General features: G+C 60.1%; 17 protein-coding genes. 13 read left to right on the forward strand and 4 right to left on the reverse strand.

Annotated elements, in window-relative coordinates; translation table 11 throughout:
• Positions 1-14 precede the first annotated feature (14 nt).
• The 13 genes from bchB to ABWQ00_RS08435 are packed head-to-tail and all read left to right on the forward strand — an operon-like array spanning position 15 to position 15509.
• A complete protein-coding gene (gene bchB, locus ABWQ00_RS08375; protein ID WP_353238216.1) occupies positions 15-1676 on the forward strand; it encodes a ferredoxin:protochlorophyllide reductase (ATP-dependent) subunit B in 1662 nt (553 codons plus the stop codon).
• Positions 1651-5481 carry a magnesium chelatase subunit H gene (locus tag ABWQ00_RS08380; protein ID WP_353238217.1) on the forward strand — a complete coding sequence of 1277 codons (3831 nt, stop codon included), beginning with the start codon at positions 1651-1653 and terminating at the stop codon, positions 5479-5481. The genes bchB and ABWQ00_RS08380 overlap by 26 nt, the downstream gene beginning before the upstream one ends.
• Positions 5478-6389 carry a ferredoxin:protochlorophyllide reductase (ATP-dependent) iron-sulfur ATP-binding protein gene (gene bchL, locus ABWQ00_RS08385; RefSeq protein ID WP_019425988.1) on the forward strand — a complete coding sequence of 304 codons (912 nt, stop codon included), beginning with the start codon at positions 5478-5480 and terminating at the stop codon, positions 6387-6389. Before ABWQ00_RS08380 ends, bchL begins: the two co-directional genes overlap by 4 nt.
• Before the next feature lie 34 nt (positions 6390-6423).
• Positions 6424-7131, forward strand: a complete 708-nt coding sequence (gene bchM / locus ABWQ00_RS08390; protein ID WP_353238218.1) for a magnesium protoporphyrin IX methyltransferase — start codon at positions 6424-6426, stop codon at positions 7129-7131.
• The gene (locus ABWQ00_RS08395; RefSeq protein ID WP_353238219.1) at positions 7128-8585 is read left to right on the forward strand and encodes a BCD family MFS transporter; all 1458 of its coding nucleotides are present in this window, start codon (positions 7128-7130) and stop codon (positions 8583-8585) included. Before bchM ends, ABWQ00_RS08395 begins: the two co-directional genes overlap by 4 nt.
• 28 nt (positions 8586-8613) lie before the next feature.
• Entirely contained in the window at positions 8614-9378 is a 765-nt protein-coding gene (puhA, locus tag ABWQ00_RS08400) for a photosynthetic reaction center subunit H (protein WP_353238220.1), read from the forward strand.
• Complete coding sequence (gene puhB / locus ABWQ00_RS08405; RefSeq protein ID WP_353238221.1) at positions 9375-10031, forward strand: photosynthetic complex putative assembly protein PuhB; 657 nt, start codon at positions 9375-9377, stop codon at positions 10029-10031. The genes puhA and puhB overlap by 4 nt, the downstream gene beginning before the upstream one ends.
• Positions 10028-10489: a photosynthetic complex assembly protein PuhC gene (puhC, locus tag ABWQ00_RS08410; RefSeq protein ID WP_353238222.1), complete on the forward strand. Its 462-nt coding sequence runs from the start codon at positions 10028-10030 to the stop codon at positions 10487-10489. Before puhB ends, puhC begins: the two co-directional genes overlap by 4 nt.
• A 30-nt stretch (positions 10490-10519) precedes the next feature.
• Positions 10520-11602, forward strand: a complete 1083-nt coding sequence (gene acsF, locus ABWQ00_RS08415; RefSeq protein WP_353238223.1) for a magnesium-protoporphyrin IX monomethyl ester (oxidative) cyclase — start codon at positions 10520-10522, stop codon at positions 11600-11602.
• Entirely contained in the window at positions 11596-12381 is a 786-nt protein-coding gene (puhE, locus tag ABWQ00_RS08420; RefSeq protein ID WP_353238224.1) for a putative photosynthetic complex assembly protein PuhE, read from the forward strand. The genes acsF and puhE overlap by 7 nt, the downstream gene beginning before the upstream one ends.
• A 7-nt stretch (positions 12382-12388) precedes the next feature.
• Positions 12389-13960, forward strand: coding sequence for a phytoene desaturase (locus ABWQ00_RS08425; protein ID WP_353238225.1), 1572 nt, complete (start codon positions 12389-12391; stop codon positions 13958-13960).
• The gene (locus ABWQ00_RS08430) at positions 13947-15041 is read left to right on the forward strand and encodes a phytoene/squalene synthase family protein (RefSeq protein ID WP_353238226.1); all 1095 of its coding nucleotides are present in this window, start codon (positions 13947-13949) and stop codon (positions 15039-15041) included. Before ABWQ00_RS08425 ends, ABWQ00_RS08430 begins: the two co-directional genes overlap by 14 nt.
• 24 nt (positions 15042-15065) lie before the next feature.
• Complete coding sequence (locus ABWQ00_RS08435; protein ID WP_353238227.1) at positions 15066-15509, forward strand: BLUF domain-containing protein; 444 nt, start codon at positions 15066-15068, stop codon at positions 15507-15509.
• 24 nt (positions 15510-15533) lie between these two features.
• Here the strand turns inward: ABWQ00_RS08435 and ABWQ00_RS08440 are convergent, their stop codons facing one another.
• From ABWQ00_RS08440 to ABWQ00_RS08455, 4 genes are all read right to left on the reverse strand, one after another.
• Positions 15534-18611 carry a type III restriction-modification system endonuclease gene (locus ABWQ00_RS08440; RefSeq protein ID WP_353238228.1) on the reverse strand — a complete coding sequence of 1026 codons (3078 nt, stop codon included), beginning with the start codon at positions 18609-18611 and terminating at the stop codon, positions 15534-15536.
• Positions 18608-19660 (reverse strand): type II toxin-antitoxin system antitoxin DNA ADP-ribosyl glycohydrolase DarG, encoded by a 1053-nt coding sequence (gene darG / locus ABWQ00_RS08445; RefSeq protein ID WP_353238229.1) that lies wholly within the window; start codon positions 19658-19660, stop codon positions 18608-18610. Before darG ends, ABWQ00_RS08440 begins: the two co-directional genes overlap by 4 nt.
• A 12-nt stretch (positions 19661-19672) precedes the next feature.
• Entirely contained in the window at positions 19673-20326 is a 654-nt protein-coding gene (darT, locus tag ABWQ00_RS08450) for a type II toxin-antitoxin system toxin DNA ADP-ribosyl transferase DarT (RefSeq protein ID WP_353238230.1), read from the reverse strand.
• A gap of 113 nt (positions 20327-20439) precedes the next feature.
• Entirely contained in the window at positions 20440-22332 is a 1893-nt protein-coding gene (locus tag ABWQ00_RS08455) for a site-specific DNA-methyltransferase (protein ID WP_353238231.1), read from the reverse strand.
• Between the last annotated feature and the right edge of the window lie 2 nt (positions 22333-22334).

The following is a 22334-nucleotide window of genomic DNA, read 5'->3' on the forward strand; positions in this document are numbered from 1 at the left end:
CGCAGGAACACCCCATGCAACTGACGCTCTGGACTTACGAAGGACCGCCCCATGTGGGCGCGATGCGCGTGGCCACCGCCATGACGGATGTGCACTACGTGCTGCACGCCCCCCAAGGCGACACCTACGCCGACCTGCTGTTCACCATGATCGAGCGCCTACCGCGCCGTCCTCCCGTCACTTACACCACCTTCCAGGCGCGTGATCTGGGCGGCGACACGGCCGAACTCTTCAAAGACGCTGCCCGCCAAGCCATGGCGCGCTTCAACCCGGCTGCCATGCTGGTCGGCTCATCTTGCACGGCCGAGCTGATTCAGGACGACCCGGGTGGCTTGGCCCAAGCCCTGCAACTGACAATCCCCGTGGTGGCCTTGGAGCTGCCGTCTTACCAGCGCAAGGAAAACTGGGGCGCGAGCGAAACCTTCTACCAACTGTGCCGCCACCTGGTGCACAAACCTGAAGCCAAATCCGAAACAACCAACAAACCCGCCAAAGCACGCCCCAGCTGCAACATCTTGGGCCCCAGCGCATTGGGTTTTCGCCACCGCGACGACGTCAAGGAAATCACACAGCTGCTGAACCAACTCGGCGTGGACGTGGCCGTGGTCGCGCCCTTGAGCGCCAGCGTGGCCGATATGCAAAAACTGGCCGAAGCCGACTTCAACGTGGTGCTTTACCCTGAGATTGGGCTGGCTGCTGCCCAATGGTTGCAGCGCCAGTTTGACCAGCCTTACACCAAGACCGTGCCCTTGGGCAGCCACGCCACACGCGACTTCATCGCCGAAGTATGTGCATTGACCGGCCTGCCCCAGCCTGCGCAAGACCCCAACAACGCGCACGCCCACTGGTACGCCAAATCGGTCGACTCAACCTACCTGACCGGCAAGCGGGTTTATATCTTTGGCGACGCTACGCACGTGGTGGCTGCCGCCCGCATTGCCAGCCAAGAGATGGGATTTGAGGTGGTGGGCCTGGGCAGCTACAGCCGCGAATTTGCCCGCGAAGTGCGCGATTGCGGCAAACGCTACGGCGTCGAGGCCCTGATCACCGACGACTACCTGGAAGTCGAAACCCAGATCAACGCGCTGCAGCCCGAGCTGATCTTGGGCACGCAAATGGAGCGCCACATCGCCAAGCGCCAGGGCATCCCCTGCGCGGTGATTTCGGCCCCGGTGCATGTGCAGGACTTCCCCGCACGCTACGCGCCACAAATGGGTTTTGAAGGCGCCAACGTGCTGTTCGACACCTGGGTGCACCCACTGATGATGGGCCTGGAAGAACACCTGATCGGCATGTTCCGCGAAGACTTCGAGTTCCACGCCGGAGCGGCACCCTCGCATTTGGGCAGCACGCGTCCAGCGGCTGAAAACCTGGCCCCAGCTGTGCCTGCGCATGTGGCTGCAGCAGTTGTTTCAGAAACGGCAGCCGCGCTGGCAAAGGCACCCGCCCGCACCGACACCCTGACCACCGACAGCGTTCATAAGGTCGCTGTCCCCGCCCAAGCCGCTTCGAACCAGGCCACCTGGAGCCCCGAAGCCGAAAAGGAGCTGGGCAAGATCCCGTTCTTTGTGCGGGGCAAAGCGCGCCGCAATACCGAGCGATTTGCCCAAGACCAGGGCGTGGCGACCATCACCGTGGAGACGCTCTACGATGCCAAAGCCCATTACAGCCGGTAAACAGGCTTCTTCAACAACACCGCGCATGAGCGTGGTGCTGCTGACCATGGACAGCCACTTGGCCAGCGCCGCCGAGAGCGCTGCCGAGCGCCTGGCCCGCGATGTGCCCGGCTTGCACCTGCAAACCCACAGCGCCTCGGCCTGGCGCGACAGCGAACAGGCTTTGGCCGCTTGCCTTTCCGCCGTGGCGCAAGCCGATCTGGTCATCGTCACCATGCTTTTCATGGAAGACCATTTCCTGCCGGTGCTGGACGCCCTGCAGGCGCGCCGCGAGCACTGCGACGCCATGGTCTGCATCATGTCGGCGCCGCAAGTCACCCAACTCACCCGCATGGGCAAGCTGGTCATGGGCCGCGAATCGAGTGGCCTGATGGCCTTGCTCAAAAAACTGCGCCCCAGCGCGAAAAACAAAGACACCGGTGCCGAGACCGGCGCACCCGCAAGCGCCGGGGCCAAGCAAATGGCCATGCTGCGCCGCCTGCCCAAGCTGCTGCGCTTCATCCCCGGCACCGCGCAAGACCTGCGCCTGTTCTTTTTGACCATGCGCTACTGGTTGGCCGGCTCTGAGCACAACATCGAGCACCTGGTCAAAACCCTCGTGCACCGCTACGCCCAAGGCCCACGCGAGCCGATGCGCGCTTTGGCCCAACCGGAAGACCCGATCGAATACCCCGAGGTGGGCCTGTACCACCCGCAGATGAAAAACCGCATCAGCGAACAGCTGAGCGATTTGCCCGGCCATGGCCGCAAAGACCAGCCCGCCGTGGGCCTGTTGCTGTTGCGCTCGTATTTGTTGGCCGGCAACACCGCGCATTACGACGCGGTCATCGCCTCGCTGCAAGCGCGCGGCCTGCGCGTCATCCCCGCCTTTGCCAGCGGCCTCGACGCCCGCCCGGCCATGGACCGCTTTTTCAAGCAAGGCACAGGCACCAAGATCCAATCCTTGGTGTCGCTCACTGGCTTTTCGCTGGTCGGTGGCCCGGCCTACAACGACGCCAGCGCCGCCGAAGTGGCCCTGAGCGAACTCGATGTGCCCTACATCGCCGCGCACCCGCTTGAATTCCAGTCGATCGAGCAATGGGGTGACTCCAACCGTGGCCTGCTGCCGGTGGAAAACACCATCATGGTGGCCATCCCCGAACTCGACGGCTCGATCTTGCCCATGGTCTACGGCGGCCGCCCCGGCCCCGCCGGTCAAACCTGCCACGGCTGCGACAAGCGCTGCACCTTCCCCAGCGGCCCCCGCAGCCAAGACATGTTCACCTGCAGCGAGCGCACCGAGATGCTCACCGCCCGCGTGGAACGCCTGGTGCGCCTGCGCGACAAACCGCGCGCCGACCGCAAGCTGGCCATCGTGTTGTTCAACTTCCCACCCAACGCGGGCAGCGTGGGCACAGCAGCTTACCTGTCGGTGTTCCAGTCGCTGTTCAACACCTTGCAGCGCTTGTCGCTCGAGGGCTACCAAGTCACATTGCCCGACAGCGTGGACGAGCTGCGCAACCGCCTGCTACACGGCAACGCCAGCCAGTACGGCACGCAGGCCAATGTGCTACACAGCATCGACACCGGCTACCATGTCAAAAACGAGCGCTGGCTCAATGAGATCGAAGCGCAATGGGGCCCTGCCCCCGGCAAACATTTGACCAACGGCCAGTCCATCTTTGTCTTAGGTGCAGACTTTGGCCAAGTGGTGGTCACGGTGCAACCGGGTTTTGGCTACGAAGGCGACCCGATGCGCCTGCTGTTTGAAACCGGTTGCGCCCCCACCCACGCCTTCAGCGCCTTCTACCGCTACCTGCGCGAGGACTACGCGGCCGACGCGGTGTTGCACTTTGGCACGCACGGCGCACTCGAATTCATGCCCGGCAAACAAACCGGCCTGTCGGCCCAGTGCTGGCCAGACCGCCTGATCGGCGCGCTGCCCAATGTTTACCTCTACGCCGCCAACAACCCGTCCGAAGGTGCATTGGCCAAACGCCGAGGCGCGGCCACGCTGGTGAGCTACCTCACGCCCTCGCTCACGCATTCGGGCCTGTACAAAGAACTGGTCAGCCTGCAGCAATCGATAGAGCGCTGGCAGCAAATGGGCCCCGATCAAGCCCAAGACCGCGAAAGCCTCACGGCGCTGATTCGCGAGCAAGCTCAAAGCATCGACCTGACCGTACCCACCTCACAGACCGATGACCCCACCGCCTGGATCGAGCAGCTGCAAAACCAGTTACTCGAACTCGAATACGCCCTGATCCCCGAAGGCTTGCACGTCATGGGCCAAGCCCCCACCCGCGAGCAGCGTTTGGGCACCCTCAAAGTCATGGCCGACGCCATGGGCTTGAGCGCCGCCCAAAATGCCACTTTGATGGAAGCCTTGGTCGACGGCGCCAGCGAAGCGCAACTGAACGCACAGTTCAGCACCGAACTGCCCGCTGGCGACAAAGCCCAGGCCGAGACGCTGCGCCAGCTGGTGCGCAGCAACCAATTGCTGGGCGAAGACCACGAGATGCAAGGTCTGATGCGCGCCCTCGACGGCCGCTACCTGCAACCCGCCCCCGGCGGCGACCTGATCCGCAACGCCAACGTGCTGCCCACCGGGCGCAACCTGCACGGCCTCGACCCCTTCCGCATGCCGTCTGCCTTTGCCGTGCGCGATGGCATGCGCCAAGCCGACAAACTCTTGGCCCGTTACCAGCAAGACCACCAGGCGCTGCCCGAGACCGTGGCCATGGTGCTGTGGGGCACCGACAACCTCAAGACCGAAGGCAGCCCGATGGCGCAAGCCCTGGCCTTGATGGGCGCTGCGCCACGCTTTGACAGCTACGGCCGCTTGGCTGGCGCGCAGCTGATTCCTTTGGCCGAACTGGGCCGCCCCCGCATCGACGTGGTCATCACCTTGTCGGGCATCTTCCGCGACCTGCTGCCCATGCAAATCCGCTTGCTGGCCGAAGCCGCATTTTTGGCAGCCAGCGCCGACGAACCGGTGGAACAAAACTTTGTGCGCCAACATGCCCTGGCCTACTTGGCTGAGCACGAAGGCAGCAACATGGAATGCGCCGCGCTGCGCGTGTTTGGCAACACCGAAGGCGCGTATGGCGCGAACGTGAACCACCTGATCGACAGCAGCTGCTGGGAAAACGAAAACGAACTGGGCGACGCCTTCACCCAGCGCAAAGGCTTTGCCTATGGGCGTGAGGGCCGGCCGGTGCGCAACACCGCCGTACTGCAAAGCGCGCTGGCGAGCGTCTCGCTCACTTACCAAAACCTCGACTCGGTGGAGTTGGGCGTGACCAGCATCGACACCTACTTCGACACCTTGGGCGGCATCAGCCGCGCCGTCCTGCAGGCCAAGCACCAACGTGACGGCAACGCCGCCGAAGCCCCGCCTGTCTTCATTGGCGACCAGACCCAAGGTGATGGCGTGGTGCGCAGCTTGACCGAACAAGTGGCCTTGGAAACCCGCAGCCGCATGCTCAACCCCAAGTGGCACGAAAGCATGCTGCAACACGGCTACGAGGGCGTGCGTCAGATCGAGGCGCACCTGACCAACACCATGGGCTGGTCGGCCACCACAGGGCAAGTGCAGCCCTGGGTTTACCAGCAACTGGCCCAGACCTTTGTGCTGGACCCTGCCATGCGCGAGCGCATGGCCCAGCTCAACCCCACCGCATCGGCCAAAGTGGCCAACCGCCTGCTGGAGGCCACCCGCCGCCAGTATTGGCAACCCGACGCCGAGACCATGTCAGCTTTGCTGCGTGCCGGCGAAGAACTTGAAGACCGCCTTGAAGGCATACAGGAAGGACTCCCAGCATGATCGAAACCACCAGCATCCCCGTGAACAGCATCCAGAGGGTACGCGGCGCAGATGGCGAAGGCAGTGTGCAGTTCCAGATGGACCCCACCGTCAAGATCGGCACCGCCAAGGTGTTTGCGGTCTACGGCAAAGGCGGCATTGGCAAGAGCACGACCTCTTCCAACTTGTCGGTCGCTTTCAGCAAACTGGGCAAGCGCGTGCTGCAAATCGGCTGCGACCCCAAGCACGACTCCACCTTCACCCTGACCAAAAAGCTCATGCCCACCGTGATCGACGCGCTCGAAACGGTGGACTTTCACGCCGAAGAACTGCGCCTCGATGACTTTGTCTTCAAGGGCTACAACGGCGTGATGTGTGTGGAAGCCGGTGGCCCGCCCGCGGGCACCGGTTGTGGCGGCTATGTGGTCGGCCAGACCGTGAAACTGCTCAAAGAGCACCACCTGCTGGAAGACACCGACGTGGTGATTTTTGACGTGCTGGGCGACGTGGTGTGCGGCGGTTTTGCCGCGCCCCTGCAACACGCCGACCGGGCGCTGATCGTGACCGCCAACGACTTTGACTCCATCTTTGCGATGAACCGCATCGTGCAAGCGATTGGTGCCAAAGCCAAGAACTACAACGTGCGTTTGGGCGGCGTGATCGCCAACCGCAGCGACGCCACCGACCAGATCGACAAGTACAACGCGGTCACCGGTCTCAAAACCATGGCGCACTTCCCCATGCTCGACGAGATCCGCAAGAGCCGTTTGCAAAAGTGCACCCTGTTCGAGCTGGAGCCGACACCCGCTGTCAAAGCCGTGCAAGACGAGTACCTGCGTCTGGCCGCTGCGCTTTGGCTCGGCGCCGATGCGCTGCCGTCGATTCCCATGAAAGACCGCGATATTTTTGACCTGCTGGGTTTCGACTGATCTGCGCCCAAAGACAAGCCCTGAAAGCCCCGCCATGAACAGCACCGCCTACGAACAACGCCGCAGCCAGATCGAGCACTACTTTGACCGCACCGCGGCCGATGCTTGGGCGCGATTGACCTCGAACGAGCCGGTGGGCCGCATCCGCGCCACCGTGCGCGCCGGGCGCGACACCATGCGAGAGACCCTGCTGTCGTGGTTGCCGCAAGACCTGCGCGGCAAGCGCGTGTTGGACGCCGGTTGCGGCACCGGCGCACTGGCCTTGCAAGCGGCGCTGCGCGGTGCCGAGGTCGTGGCGATTGATTTATCGCCCACCCTGGTCAAGCTGGCTGCCGAACGCATGGCGGCCGAGCACCCCTCCCTGCCCGGCTCGGTCGAATTCATGTCGGGCGACATGCTCAGCCCCGACTTGGGCCACTTTGACCATGTGGTCTGCATGGACTCGCTCATCCACTACGACAGCGACCAAATTGCCGAGGCTTTGGCCGGTTTAGCGCAGCGCACCCGCGGCTCCATGGTCTTCACCTTTGCGCCGCGCACCCCGCTCTTGGCCTTGATGCACAGCGCAGGCCGCCTGTTTCCACGCAGCGACCGCTCACCGTCTTTGTCACCCGTGGCGCACGTCGACTTGCTGCAACGCATGCAAAACCATGTGGATTTGCAGGGCTGGCAAGGCGCACGCATGCAGCGCGTGGCCAGCGGTTTTTACACCTCACAAGCCTGGGAGTGGACCCGCGCATGAAACTGCACATCCCGGTCCCACGCTGGCTGACCGCTTACGGCACGCGCTTCATGCCGTTTGCCGATGCGGCCTCGCCCGAGCTGCCGATGGCGCGCCTCTTGCGCCTGTCGCTGTTCCAGGTCGTGATCGGCATGGTGACGGCACTGCTGGTGGGCACACTCAACCGGGTCATGATCGTGGAGCTGCAGGTGCCCGCTTGGTGGGTGGCTTTGGCTGTGGCCATTCCCATGGTTTTTGCGCCGCTGCGCACCCTGATCGGTTACCGCAGCGACACGCACCCCTCGGCGCTGGGCTTGCGCCGCATTCCGTATTTGTGGACCGGCACTTTGCTGCTGTTTGGTGGCCTGTCCATCATGCCTTTTGCCTTGCTGCTCTTGTCGGAGCCCGAGGCCGCCAACCTGTGGGTGGGGCAACTGGGTGCCTGCCTGGCTTTTGTGTTGGTGGGCACCGGCATTCAGGTCACACAAACTGCGGGCATGGCGCTGGCGCACGATTTGGCCAACGACGACAAGCGCCCCCGCGTGGTGGCCTTGCTCTACAGCATGCTGCTGGTGGGCATGATCGCCAGCAGCGCAGTGTTTGGCTGGTTGCTCGCCGACTTCAGCCCCCAAAAACTCATTCAGCTGGTGCAAGGCTGCGCCGTCATGGTGGCGGTGATGAATCTGGCCTCGCTTTGGAAACAGGAGGCTCGGGGTGCCAAGCGCGGTCGCCGCGAAGCCGGGGGCTTTGCCAGCAGCTGGCATGAGCTCATGGCTCAGCCGCAGATGCGCCGCTTTTTGTGGACCTTGGCTCTGGGTACCTTTGCCTTCAACATGCAGGACATCGTGCTCGAGCCCTACGCCGCCGAGATCCTGAAACTCGACGTGGGCGCCACCAGCGCCCTCACGGCTTTGAGTGCCGGTGGCGCTTTGCTGGCTTTCCTTTTTTCTGCCCGCTGGCTGTCGGGTGGCATGCACGCCTGCCGCTTGGCCAGCTTGGGTGTGCTGCTGGGCTTGCCCGCGTTTGCCATGGTGATTTTTTCAGGTCCGCTCGAAGCCGCCTGGATGTTCCGCATCGGCGTGGGCCTGATCGGATTCAGCGGCGGTTTGTTTTCGGTCGGCATGCTGGTCACCGCTATGGGCATGGCCCAAGACGGCAGTGCGCTGGGCAAACTGGGCGGTCTGGTGATCGGCACTTGGGGCGCTGTGCAAGCCACCAGCGCGGGCGCGGCCATGGCACTGGGTGGGGCGTTGCGCGACAGCGTGTCGGTGCTGGCCATGTCAGGCGCTTTGGGCGAGGTGCTGGTCACCCCCATCACCGCTTACAGCTTCGTCTACCACCTGGAAATGTATCTGTTGTTTGTCGTGCTGGTGGCCTTGGGCCCCATGCTGCGCGCCAGCCGTTTGGCGTCTCGCGCAGAGGCCCAAAAAGCCAGCAGTCCCCAACCCTTTGGCCTAGCGCAACTGCCGGGTTGATGCATTGATTTTTTGAAGGAGAACAGCCATGGAAACAGGCGCTATCACACAGTACATCGATGTGGCCCAAATCGTGTTGTACATGTTCTGGGCATTTTTTGCCGGGCTGATTTACTACCTCTTGCGTGAAAACCACCGCGAGGGCTACCCCATGGATTCGGGCCGCGAAAACGGCCCCAAGATCGAAGGCTGGCCGCCCGTGCCCGAGCCCAAGACCTTCAAAACGCAAGACGGCCACACTTACTTGTCGCCTGACTTGGCACGACCCGATGGTGAGTACAGTGCGCAGCCCACACACGGTTGGAACGGCGCGCCGCTGGAACCCGTGGGTGACCCACTGCTGGCAGGCGTAGGCCCAGGCGCCTGGGCCATGCGCGCCGACGTCCCCGACGCGGACCCGCACGGTCACCCGAAAATCGTACCTTTGCGCGTCGCTGCTGACCACTCGGTGGCCAAACAAGACGTAGACCCGCGTGGTTTGCCTGTTTGGGGCGCTGACAAGGAGGTGGCGGGTACCGTGGTGGATCTGTGGGTGGACCGCATGGAGATGATGTTCCGCTTCGCCGAAGTGCAACTGGCTGGCTCCGACAAGCGCGTGCTGCTGCCCATGACTTTTGCGCGCATCAAGAAAGATGGCACCCATGTGCAAGCCATCTTGGCACACCAATTCGTGAATGTGCCGCAAACCAAATCGAACGAGCAGATCACCTTGCTCGAAGAAGAAAAAATCACCGCCTACTACGGCGCGGGCACCTTGTACGCGACGCCTGAGCGCCAGGAACCCATCATATGAAAGCCACCCACGAACACGAGTGGGAAGCCGCACCCGGCCTGCCCAGCGCCCTGCCCAAAGGCGAGCGCGTGGTCTGGCAGGGCGCGCCCGATTGGAAGCGTTTGGCCATTCACGCCTTTCATGTTCGCAAAGTCGCGCTGTACTTTGCGCTGATGTTGGCGGTGCAGGTCATCAACCTGACGGCCACAGAAGGCCCGATGGATTGGAAACCCTTGGTGGTGGCTGGCAGTCTGTATGCCTTGGCTTTGGCCTTGCTTTTGGGTACAGCCTGGTTTTCAGCACGCAGCACGCTCTACACCCTGACCAACAAGCGCGTGGTCATGCGGATTGGCATCGTGCTCACGCTGACCTTCAATCTGCCCTTCAAACGCATTGCGGGTGCTTCATTGAAAACCCAAGCGACGGGCACGGGCGACATCGCCTTGGCCTTGCACCCCGAAGACCGCATCGGCTGGGCCCACCTGTGGCCGCACCAACGCGCTTGGTACGTGACACAACCCCAACCCACCCTGCGCTGCGTCCCCAACAGCGTTCAAGTGGGCGAGCAACTCTTGGCCCTGTGGCGGGCCGAACGTGCAGGTCAAAGCCTGCACTTGGGTGATGCGCCTGTGGGCGAAACCGCCCACGCACCCAACCAGGGCATGTTGGCATGAACACCTTGCCCAAGCATGGCTGGCAGGCTCACAGCCTGAACCGACCCATGGCCTGGATCGGCGTGATGCTGCTGTCCATGCTGGTGGCCGTGGGCCTGGCCCGCTGGTCTGGCCTGGACCCGCGCACGCCCGACGCCGCCGTGCAGTGGCAGCGCGACCTGCAATTTCGCGACCTGCCCAGCGGTGACATCGCCGTACTCGACGTCCGCACGGGCCAGCAGGTGGCCCAGTTCTCAGGTGAACAAGGCTTTTTGCGCAGCACCCTTCGGGCCTTGGCACGCGAACGCCAGCGTGAAAACCTGGGCAAAGAAGCCCCCTTTTTATTGATCGGCCGCACCGATGGCCGCATGACGCTGCAAGACCCCAGCACCGGCCAGCGCATTGACCTCGAATCGTTTGGCCCCAGCAATGCCGCCGTGTTTGCCAGCCTGCGACTGGCTGGCTACAAAGTCCCCTGAAATTTGAAACATCCCGCACCGGAGAAGCCCATGACCGCCAATGCCGTCCACACCATCGAAACCGCTGAAGATGCCAACAAAAAGGCCGTGCACGACGACATGATCAGCCCGCGCTTTTACACCACCGACTTTGCGGCCATGGACCGCATCAACATCGAGCCGGTGCGCGCCGAGTGGGACAGGATGATGGCCGAGTACGAAGGCGACAACAACCATGATCACTTCCAGCGCGACGAAGCCTTTGCCAGCGAAGTGGCCTCGGGCATGGCCAGCCTGTCCCCCGAAATGCGCCAGGAGTTCATGGATTTTTTGGTGAGCTCGCTCACGTCTGAATTTTCCGGCTGCGTGCTTTACAACGAGATCCGCAAGAACGTCAGCAACCCCGATATCAAGCAGCTCATGACCTATCTGGCGCGTGACGAATCGCGGCACGCGGGCTTCATCAACCTCTCGCTGCGCGACTTCAACTTGGGCATCGATCTGGGCAACTTGAAGCGCACCAAGAAGTACACCTTCTTCAAGCCCAAATACATTTACTACGCGACCTATTTGTCCGAAAAGATCGGCTACGCGCGCTACATCACCATCTTCCGCCAGCTCGAAAAGCACCCCGAAAAACGCTTTCACCCCATCTTCCGCTGGTTTGAGCTGTGGTGCAACGACGAGTTCCGCCATGGTGAATCGTTTGCCCTGATCATGCGGGCCAACCCCAAGTTGCTCAGCGGCGGCAACAAGCTGTGGATTCGCTTTTTCTTGCTGGCCGTTTACGCCACCATGTACGTGCGCGACCACACCCGCCCCATGTTGCACGAAGCCATGGGGCTCGATTCGAGCGAGTACGACTACCAGGTGTTCCGCATCACCACCGAAATCACCAAGCAGGTGTTCCCTCTGGCGCTGGATACCGATCACCCCGACTTCCGCCGAGGCCTAGAGCGCCTGTTCGCTCTGTCGCAAGCCATCGAAAAAGCCAAGGCGCGTGGCGGTGTGGTCGGCAAGCTGCAACAAGGGGTGTGCGCCGTCAAGGCAGCGGCCACTTTTGCCCGCCTGTACTTCATGCCGGTGATTGAACAAGACCTGTCGCCCCAGGTGCGCATGGAACCGGCATGGTGACTGAAGTCGTTTGGGCTTGCATTTTCACGGCCCTGTGCTGGTGGCTCGGCACGGGCGTGATTTTGTGGCTCGACCGGCTGCCTGCGCGCAGCTTCCGTTTCAGCCTGGCGGGTTGGACGGTGCTTTTGGCTTTGAGTTTTTGGGGTGTGGCCCACAGCATGCAAGAGGTCAGCGTGTTCAACGCCTACCTCGCCTTTGGCAGCGTGATTGTCATGTGGGGCTGGCACGAGTTGGCCTTCCTCACCGGCTGGATCACCGGCCCGCGCAAAACCCCACTGGATACAGGCGTCACAGGGTGGGCGCGCTTTGTGCAATCGGTGCAAGTCATGCTTTACCACGAGCTGGCCTTGCTGGCGAATTTTGCCGTTCTGTGGTGGATGCAAGAGGGCCAGGCCAGCCATGTGGCCATTTGCACCTTTGCACTGCTGTGGTGCATGCGCCTGTCGGCCAAACTGAATTTGTTTTTTGGTGTGCCGCAAAACGGCGCGCAATACCTGCCTGAGCACTTGGCCTACTTGGCCAGTTATTTCCGCACCACCAGCGGCATGTCGCTGTGGTTTGTGCTGTCCATGAGCGTGGCCATGGGCACCTGGTTTTGGCTGGTCTGGCTGGCGCAACAAGGCGCGGTGGCCATCACCACCGGTTGGGTCATGCTGGCCACCCTGCTCGGGCTGGCCATTGTGGAACACCTCATCATGATTTTTCCTTGGCCACTGGAGCGGCTGTGGGGTTGGGCCATGGGCCAGACCACCAAACCGGCTTTGACCACACCACCTTGAAGGCCCCATGAACACCACCACCCACACCTACCGCACCGAGGGTTTTGGCATTCCGGTCACACCCAAGCGCTCGGACCCAATGACACAGACTCCAGCCCATACACGCCCCGTCGCCGTGGTGATTGGCAGCGGCTTTGGTGGGCTGGCCGCAGCGATTCGCCTGAGCGTGAAAGGTTACGAGGTCAAGGTCTTTGAAAAACTCGATGCCCCGGGGGGCCGCGCCTATGTGCACCACCAAGATGGCTTCACCTTTGATGCAGGCCCGACCATCATCACCGCGCCCTTTTTGCTCGAAGAGTTGTGGGCGCTGTGCGGTAAAAGTTTTGCGGGCGACGTGAAGCTGGTGGCCATGGACCCGTTTTACCGCGTGCGTTTTGCCGATGGCACCTGGTTTGACTACAACGGCGACCCCGAGCACATGCGCGCCGAAGTGGCGCGCTTTGAACCGGATGACCTGCCTGGTTACGAACGCTTTTTAGAAGAAGCCGAACGCTGCAAAACCTTGGGCTTTGAAGGCATGGGTGACATGGCTTTTGACAAGGTCAGCGACCTGATGGCCGCCATCCCCGACTTCTTGCGCATGGGCGCCTGGCGCAGTCTGTACAGCCTGGTGGCCAAACACATGCGCAACGACAAGCTGCGCATCGTGATGAGCTTTCACCCGTTGTTGATTGGCGGCAACCCCTTTGCAGTGACTTGCGCTTATGCGCTGATCAACTCGCTGGAGCGCACCTGGGGCGTGCATTCGGCCATGGGCGGCACCGGGGCCATCGTGAAAGGCTTGGTCGGCTTGCTGCAAGAACGCGGCGTGCCGCTGCGCTGCAACGCACCCGTCACACAAATCCGCATCGAAAACGGCCGTGCCTGCGGCATCGAATTGCAAAGTGGCGAGTTCGTGCCCGCCGACATCGTGGTCAGCAACGGCGACACCGCCTGGACCTACAAAAACCTGGTGGCGCCCGAGCATCGTCGCGTGTGGACCGACCGCAAAATCGCCAACGGCAAGTACTCCATGGGCCTGTTCGTCTGGTACTTCGGCACCTCCAAACAATACAAAGACGTGCCGCACCACATGATGGTGCTGGGCCCGCGCTACAAAGGCCTGCTGCAAGACATCTTCAACAAGCACAAACTGGCCGAGGACTTCAGCCTGTATTTGCACCGCCCCACCGCCACCGACCCCTCGCTGGCGCCTGAGGGTTGTGACACCTTTTATGTGCTCTCGCCCGTGCCGCACCTGGACAGCGGCACCGACTGGCCCGCCTTTGCCGAGACCTACCGCGCGGCCATTGCCGAGAGCCTGGAAGCCAGCGTGTTGCCCGGTCTTCGCGATTGCATCGTGACCAGCAAGGTCAGCACACCGCAGGATTTTCAGGACAACTTGTGGTCCTACAAAGGCGCAGGGTTTGGCCTGGAGCCTCTGCTGCTGCAAAGCGCTTGGTTTCGTCCGCACAACCGCAGTGAAGACGTGTCCGGTCTGTTTGTGGTCGGCGCCAGCACCCATCCTGGCGCAGGTGTGCCGGGTGTATTGATGTCTGCCAAAGCCTTGGAAACGGTGGTCCCCCATGTCAACGCCTGAACGCAGCGCCAACGCCGTGAGTTTGCAAGAACTCGATTTCGACTCACAAGACCTGCAGGCCTGCGTGGCCATGATGCAGGGTGGCTCCAAAACCTTTTTTGCGGCCAGCCGCCTGCTGCCGCCCCGCGTGCGCACGGCGGCCATCGCGCTCTATGCCTTTTGCCGTGTGGCCGACGACCTGGTGGACGAAGCCGCTGCGGGCGACACCCCGCTCGATGTGTTGCAGGAACGCCTGGACGCCATCTATGCCGGCACCCCGCACGACCATGTGGAAGACCACGCGCTGAGCTTGGTGGTGCAGCAGTACAAACTGCCACGCCATTTGCTGGACGCGCTGATCGAAGGCTTTGCCTGGGACGCCGGGGGCCGCAGCTACGACAGCATCGAAGACCTGCACGCCTATGGGGCCCGCGTGGCAGGCAGTGTGGGCGCGATGATGAGCTGGATCATGGGTCCACAAAGCATGGACACCCTGGCCCGCGCCTGCGAGTTGGGTGTCGCCATGCAGCTCACCAACATCGCGCGCGACGTGGGGCACGACGCCAGCATCGGCCGCCTGTACCTGCCACGCCGCTGGCTGATCGAGGCCGGTGTTCAGCCCGAAGCCTGGATGGCCGAGCCCAGCTTCACCCCTGCCATCGCCAGTGTGGTGGCGCGTTTGCTCGATGAAGCCGACCGCCTGTACAAGCAAGCGCATTCGGGCATTGCCGCCCTGCCGCCCGACTGCCGCGCCGCCATTTGTGCGGCCAGCATGATCTACGCCGAAATCGGCCACCAGCTGCGCCGTGAAGGCCTGGACTCGGTGAACAAACGCACGGTGGTCAGCACCACGCGCAAGCTCATGCTGTTGGCCAGCGCCTGGACCCAGGTGCACTGGATCCGCGTGAGCGACCACAACCCAGAGCCGCTGGCAGCCATCGTGGGCCTGGTGCAAGGTTGCCGCGACGCCACCCAGCAAACTGGCAGCCAAGCGTATTTTCCGAACCGGGCCATGCCCCAACGCGTGGCCTGGATGCTCAACTTGTTTGAGCGCCGCGAGACCGAGCGGCTGGATCGCAACGCCTTGCGTCAAAACTCATGAGCCCCACACCATGAGCACAAGACCATGAGGGTGCCCAGCCACAGCATCAATGTGCGCCTGCTGTACGTGAGCCGCGCCGTCGGCCCACAAACCACCACGATGACCACCACCATCCTGGCGCAAGCACAAGCCAACAACCCCGCGCAAGGCATCACGGGCGTGCTGTGCCAAGGTCAAGGCTTTTTCTTTCAGGTCATCGAGGGCGAACGCAGCCGCGTGAATGCCTTGTACCGCCGCATCAGCGCCGACAAACGCCACCAGGACGTAGAGATCCTGCACTACGAAGAAATCCACGAACGCCGCTTTGGCCAATGGTCCATGGCGCTGGTGCACCTGTCGGTGGACGACCCCATGGTGAAACTGCACCACCCCGACTTTGACCCCTACTCCGCATCAGGCCCGCAGGTCATGCAGCAGGTGCTGGACTTGTTGGAATCGGGGCAGCCGATTCGGATGCCTGCGTCTTGAGCAAACCAAAAACTCCGACTTAGATCAGAACCCGCTTTGCAGCATTTCACCAACGTTGGTGAACTTGCCATAAGTCACAGGTTTGTCATCCACAGACAACTCCAGGAAGTGGGCAGCACCACACTTGATCTGCCCACCCTCTTTGTTGCGCAAGTCTTCTTCAAACAAGCTGCTTTTGGTTTCCACCACAAAGTAAAGACGTTCCGCATTACCCTGCTCCACCAGCACCGCCCAGTCGGGGTTGTAGGTGCCCAAAGGCGTGGGGACCTTAAACCAGCCGGGCAGCTTGGCATAGACCTTGACCGATTCATTCAGCTCTAAAGCCTCTGCAAAATCGCGTTCTGTTCCTGAGTCATACACAACATGCTCATACACCGACTTTTTGGTGTCGCGAACCAGGTTTTTCAGGTAACCGGTCAGCTCGGTGGTTTCCAACAGCTCTTGAGCGTAGAACGCGTCCTCGCCCAATCGCTGGTAGCGGATACCGTCCACCAGGGCCAGTCGCTTGCAGCGGTTGATGGCGTCAGAAGCCACCTCAATGAACTGCTGCGGGTTGCGCTTGAAATCATTGAGCCGCGTGCTCTCAGTCAAAATCCGAACAATCGTTTTCCGGGTCAGTTGGGTTCGGTCCTGCAGCTCGGTGATCACGTCTGGCAAAACGATGTCGTTTTCCATCAATGCCACTGGTTCCGAAATCGACAACAGGGTCGCATCCACACCCGCTTTGTTGATGGCCATGCCCGCCTTTTCCCACTGCAAGCGGGTCTTGGCGATGGGTGGCGCATCGTTCAGCGCCAAGATGCAGGCTTCCACCAACTTGGCGTTGTCAAAATTCACGCGGTAAGTCGTCTTGTGCTTGATGCGGTCCCACAGCGCCTTGAATTCGGGACTGAGCAACACCGACTTGCGAACAGCAATCGTCTCACGGTCATCGGCGTTTTTGACCTCCAGCTTGCCGGAGAGCTTTTTGAGCACGTTTGCAATCTGCCCACGCTGCGCCTCAAACTCGGGTGGCAATACCAAAGTGTCGTCTTTCAGCGCGGTCTTGAGCTTGTCTTGCACCTTGCCTTTGTCGTTGATGTAGCCCTGTGCTTTCAGGTGTTGGTGCAAGGTTTTGGACGCGTCAAAACCCAGCGCAGCAATGTGGCCGTCGGATTGGCGCACTTGCAGGCCTGCAAATTCGTAGTCTTGAACAACACCAAACTGGTAGCCTGTGTCTTTTTCAATGTCTCGTTGCAGGTTTTCGGCAAATTGCTCATAGCTTTCGGTCGCGATCACCGTCAGCGTGTTGATTTCAAAGCCATGCAAGCGCTGACCGCTTTGGTTGACGCACAAGCGCAAGCCACGCCCAATCGTTTGGCGACGCCAGCGCTCAGTCTCTCGGGTCGAGAAATTGCAAATCTGGAACACATTGGGATTGTCCCAACCTTCCTTCAACGCCGAATGGCTGAAGATGAATTTCAGCGGTGACGAAAAGCTAAGCAGCTTTTCTTTGTCCCGCATGATCAGGTTGTAGGTGTCATCGTCAGCTGCTGTGGTGCCACTGGTGTCCTTGAGCATTTCCACCGTTTTGCCGCCCACCTTCTTCTTGTCGATGGAGAAATAACCGTTGTGCACTTCGTCGGCTGCAGCTGACAAATCCACCTCGGCAAACAGGCTTTGGTAATCGGGGTGGCGTGCCCAACGCTTGTATTCCTCTTCAAACATCAGGGCGTATTCGCCCTTGACAGGATTGCCTTGGTCGTCGTACTGGCGGTACTTGGCCACCTCGTCAATGAAAAACAAGCTCAACACCTTCACCTGCAAAGGGCGCAGGCGCATTTCTTTGTCCAGGTGTTCTTTGATGGTGCGGCGAATCATCTCGCGCTGCACCGCTGTGGCATCCACATCACCATGCGCTTCGCCCACGCGCAAATAAATTTCTTGGCCGGGCACCTTCAGTTCCAAAAACTGGTCGCCCTTGGCGGTGCGAATTTCGCCCACGCGCATATCGGCATAAACAGCCCTCCCCGTCTCTTGTTCCAGGTCGAAGCTATCCTGCACCGTCAAGGCCTCGCGGCGCACGGCACCCGCCGTGTTTTCACGGTCCACTTCGATGCTGGCCGTGATCACGCCACGTTTATTACTGACCGACAGCAACTTCACATACGGCTTGTTGCTGCCGCCTTGCACCTTGGCTGCAGCCACCTCAATTTGCTTGACCAGCTTTTGGTCATAGGCATCCACCGCATCCAATCGATAGACCATGTTCAGCTTGTCCACATGCGTGGCCGAATAGCGCAGCGTGCACAGTGGGTTCATGTGGGCCAGGGCCTTTTTGCCTTTGCCGTCCATGCCCCCGTCCACACTTTGTGGCTCGTCCACGATCAAGATTGGGCGTGTGCCGCGAATCAGGTCAATCGGCCGCTCACCGCCAGTTTTTTCGCTGGCGCGGTACATCTTGTTTTTGGACTTCTCACGGCGCTTGGCCTCGTCTGACTCTTCAGCCAAAGCGGCCTCTTCGTCACCAAACTTGTTGATCGCACCCACCGTGATGACCATGATCTGAATGTTTGGGCTGGTCGCAAAGTTACGCACCTGGCCGAGCTTGTCCGAGTCGTACTGAAAAAACTCATAGCCAGTAGCCAGTGGATACAAGCCTTCAAAGTGTTCACGCGTGATTTGCAGCGTTTTGTTCACGCCCTCTTTGATGGCCACCGACGGCACCACGACCACAAACTTGGTAAAGCCGTAGCGCTCGTTCAGCTCAAACGCGGTGCGCAAATACACATAGGTTTTACCAGTGCCGGTCTCCATCTCCACCGTGAAGTCCAGCGGCGCTTTGGCCTTGAGCGGCTCTGACGGCGGCAAGCCATTGCGCAGCTGCACGTTTTGCAGGTTCTCGTTCAGTTCTTCGTCCACCACCAACTGCAAAGCATTACCAATGCCCCCGCTTTCGGTGAACTGCTTGCCCTCAAAACTGTGTTGTGCCCCTGCTGCTGTCAGGGCGGGTGCGGTGACGGTGAACACCGAACGGCACACCTCTTGCCCTCGAAACAAATCGCAAACCGCATCGATGGCAGCGGCTTGGTACGGCAGGTCTGATTCAAAGTGGAGCTTCATGCTGCAACCGGCTCAATCCAGCCTTGGGCAGCCAGCACATCCAGCGCAATACCGATCTGGCGCTTTGAAAAATGTTTTTTTCGCTCATTCCAAGCATGTGTTTTGGTCACCACATCGTTAACGGTATGGATACCGTTTTCATACTTTGCCACCCAATGCACGGTCGCCAGCAACTCCAGGCCAAAGGGCGTTTCAAAGCCTTCCACTAAAGCGCCTACACGGTCAAAACGTGTACGCGTATCCGCATTGGCTGCCAAAAACTCACTGGCATCCTCGACGGCACCAGGCACAACCGTCAAAGGCTTATCGGGTGCATCACCGCCATCGGCATAACCCGCCACAAAATGGCCTTCGATCGTGCGCAATACATGCCGTAAATTTTCGGCATATGGCCCGTAAGGCGCTTTGACGTATTTCAAACGCAAAGACTCGCCAGCCTCTTGCATGAAGTACATCAGCTTGTGCACCTCCAACAGGGTGATGGCGGGGTCCAACAAGCCACTGGCGTAACGGTTCATGAGTTCAACCAATGCTGCGCGTCCTGGTGTCATGGTCGGCACATTGGTGCTGCGATTGATCGCTTGTGTTTGCGCGGCGTCCATGGGCTCATAAATGCGAACCTGGACCCCGTCTAAAGCCGACAGGACTGCCTCGATTTTGGGCCGCACTTGCGCCCAATCGAGCCCCCCCAAGCCGCTGCCCAGCGGCGGAACAGCTACGGAGCGGATGCCACGGCTGCGAAGTTCTGCAACCAAGGCATCCAAGCCTGAATCAATGTCCTCTATGCGGCTCTTGCCACGCCAGTGCCGCTTGGTCGGAAAGTTGATGATGTAACGCGGCGAAGTCAATTGCCCCGTGTCATACACAAACATGCGCCCTGGCTGCACTTCTTCCCGCAAGCAAGCCTGCTCATAAGCCTTGAAGTTTTCAGGCCAAGCATTCTTGAATTGCAATGCAATGCCACGCCCCATCACGCCCACACAGTTAACCGTGTTAACGATGGCCTCAGAGTCGTCTTTCAAAATGTCGCCACGGGTCAGTTCAATCATGTTGACGATCTTTCAGTAATACCAATCGGGTTGAATCTGCACAGCGGGCCTGTGCCCTTGCACTGGCAACGCATGGGCCACTTGGCCATGCACCGCCACAGACTGCACCCCAATTTTTTCGACCAAATGCCAAGGGAAGCTTTGTTCCACAAGGAACTCCGCTTGCTTGCCTTCTTTGCACTTTTGCCATTGCCGAGACGCCACAGCGTCCCAATCCACTTCGCCCAGCTGTGCCCAATGGGCCCTGTCTTCAAAATACCGTGCACCCGCATTGGACAGGGTAAACGCCCAACGTCGGCCTTGCGAGCTGGCCCAATCGACCACGGCACGCAGGTCAGCTTCCAAATGGATTATCGCCCCTTGACCACCCTGATAAGCCAAGTCTGTGCTCCCCTTGTGGATCAAATAAAGCATGACCGACCGGGGACAAAAGTAGAACGGCACACACTGCCCCACAAAGAGCTGGGGGTGACTGTTCAGACGAAGCTCCGTCAACCGGCGCTGCTTGATGTGATTCATGCCAATCACAGTCCCCGGCAAAGGCGATTGCATCAAAAAAGCATCCGAAAGCAGCCCTCCACTGGTCACAATCGAGGGCAGGCGGTCCACATGGCAGATGTGATAAATCTTAGGATGATCTGGCATAGACATGCTTAAAGCCTCCATCACAAAAGTGCAGCAAGCATCTCCGCCAATGTTCCCGAAGTGACTTTCGGGAACATGCCACAAGGACTGACGCCCAAAGAGTGAATTGAACTTGCACTGGCATAGCGAGCAATTTACAAGCTCCGCACTTGCGCCACACCATGCTGCGCCAAGATGGCCGCCAAGTTGCTTTTGGCCACGTCGTTTTCAAATGCGCTGTCGCGGAACACGGCGGTGGTGTCGCCAGCGGTTTGCTGCTCGGTGCGCCATGCGGCCATGCCCAAAGCCAGCGCTTCGGCGTCTTGTGCGGTGATGCTGTCGTCCAAACACGCCATCAACACGCCGCCGCCAATGCTGTGCACGGTTTTGCCCGCGATGCTGCGCTGCTCCATGGGCACGCACAAATCCAAACCCAGCTTGAGCAACAGCTCGTACAACACATCTTCGTTGCTGCGGCCATCGTTGAGGTGGCTCATGTGGTCCACCAAGTCTTGGGCCAAATTGCCGCTGGGTTGCCAGGCGCGGATGTTGGAAGTGTCGAGCTTGAACACTCGAAAGCCGGTGTCACCGGAGAACATGGGGTTGTCGGCTTTGACTTTGGCACCGGCTCGGCGGAGACGCTCCTTGGTTACATCGGCAATCGTTGCATATTGATTACTTTCTGTGGCTTCTGGAAGTTGAACCAATATAAATCGCCGACCACCGTCACCTGAGGCATTGGCGGAGTACACGGCATGTGCCGTTGTTCCACTCCCGCCAAAGAAATCGAGGACGAGCTCATCAGCTGCGCCTGTGGTTGCCACCTGCAAAATCCGCTCAATGAGACGTGTCGGTTTAGGCGTGTCGAAGGGCACCTCTTCCGGAAAAAGTTCCTTGATTTCTTTTTTCCCCTCTTGGTTATGCCCAACGTCTTCGTACTTCCAAATGGTCTGGCATGCGACGCCTTGCTTAACTTCGGTTAAGAATCGTTTGATAGACGGTGCGCTATTTCCAGAGCTGCCAAACCAAACCCTTTTGTCGGCAACCATTTCATCCATTCTTGGTTTTGTGTAAACCCAGCAACGGCCATTGGGAGGCATAAATTTTTGACCCGAAGGAGCAATGAACTCATAAAACTGCGCAGCTGTGCCGTGACCGGCTTGAGCGGTGGCATCTGCTGGCTTCCAATCTCCACGAGGATCATTGTCCAGATTCCGATACCTTGCGTTCATCTCATCTGAACGGTCAAGTAGGTTGGGTTTCCAAACTTCCTTGTTTGACGCATAGACCAAAATAAAGTCATGCGATTCAGAGAACCACTGCACCGCATTTTGTGGGCTGTATCTTTTTTCCCAAATGATGGAGTTGACGAAATTCGCCTCCCCCAAAACTTCATCACAGACTTTTCGCAAGTTGCTGACTTCGCCATCGTCAATGCTGATGAAGATCACACCATCGTCACGTAATAAATTTTTGGCTAACTTCAAACGTGCATACATCATGTTCAACCAGTCGGTGTGAAACCGGCCACTGGCTTCGGTGTTGCTGCTGATCTTGGCCCCGCCTTCCACCTGCCCGGTCAACTCCAAATAGTTTTTGATGTTGTCCTGAAAGTTATCGGGGTACACAAAGTCTTTGCCCGTGTTGTAGGGCGGGTCGATGTAAATCAGCTTGACCTTGCCTGCGTAGCTCTTTTGCATGAGCTTGAGCACTTCCAGGTTGTCGCCCTCGATCATCAGGTTTTGCGTGCTGTCCCAATCCACACTCTCGTCCGGGCAAGGGCGCAAGGTGCCGGTACTGGGCGTGAGGGCCAGCTGGCGGGCACGGCGTTTGCCATGCCAGTTCAGGCCATACTTTTCGTCCGCATCGGTGGCGGTGGCATCGCCCACCAAAGCCTTGAGCACGTCCACGTTGATGACCGTCTCGGGCTTACCGCCCTTGAGTGTTTCGGTGACCAGTTCAGGGAACAAGGCACGCAACTTGGCGACGTTGTCGGCCAAGAGGTCAGCACTTTGCGCTTCGGGGGATTGGGCTTCGATTTTCTTCACGG

It is taken from the genome of Limnohabitans sp. (assembly GCF_040400975.1).
Lineage (GTDB): Bacteria > Pseudomonadota > Gammaproteobacteria > Burkholderiales > Burkholderiaceae_C > Limnohabitans_A.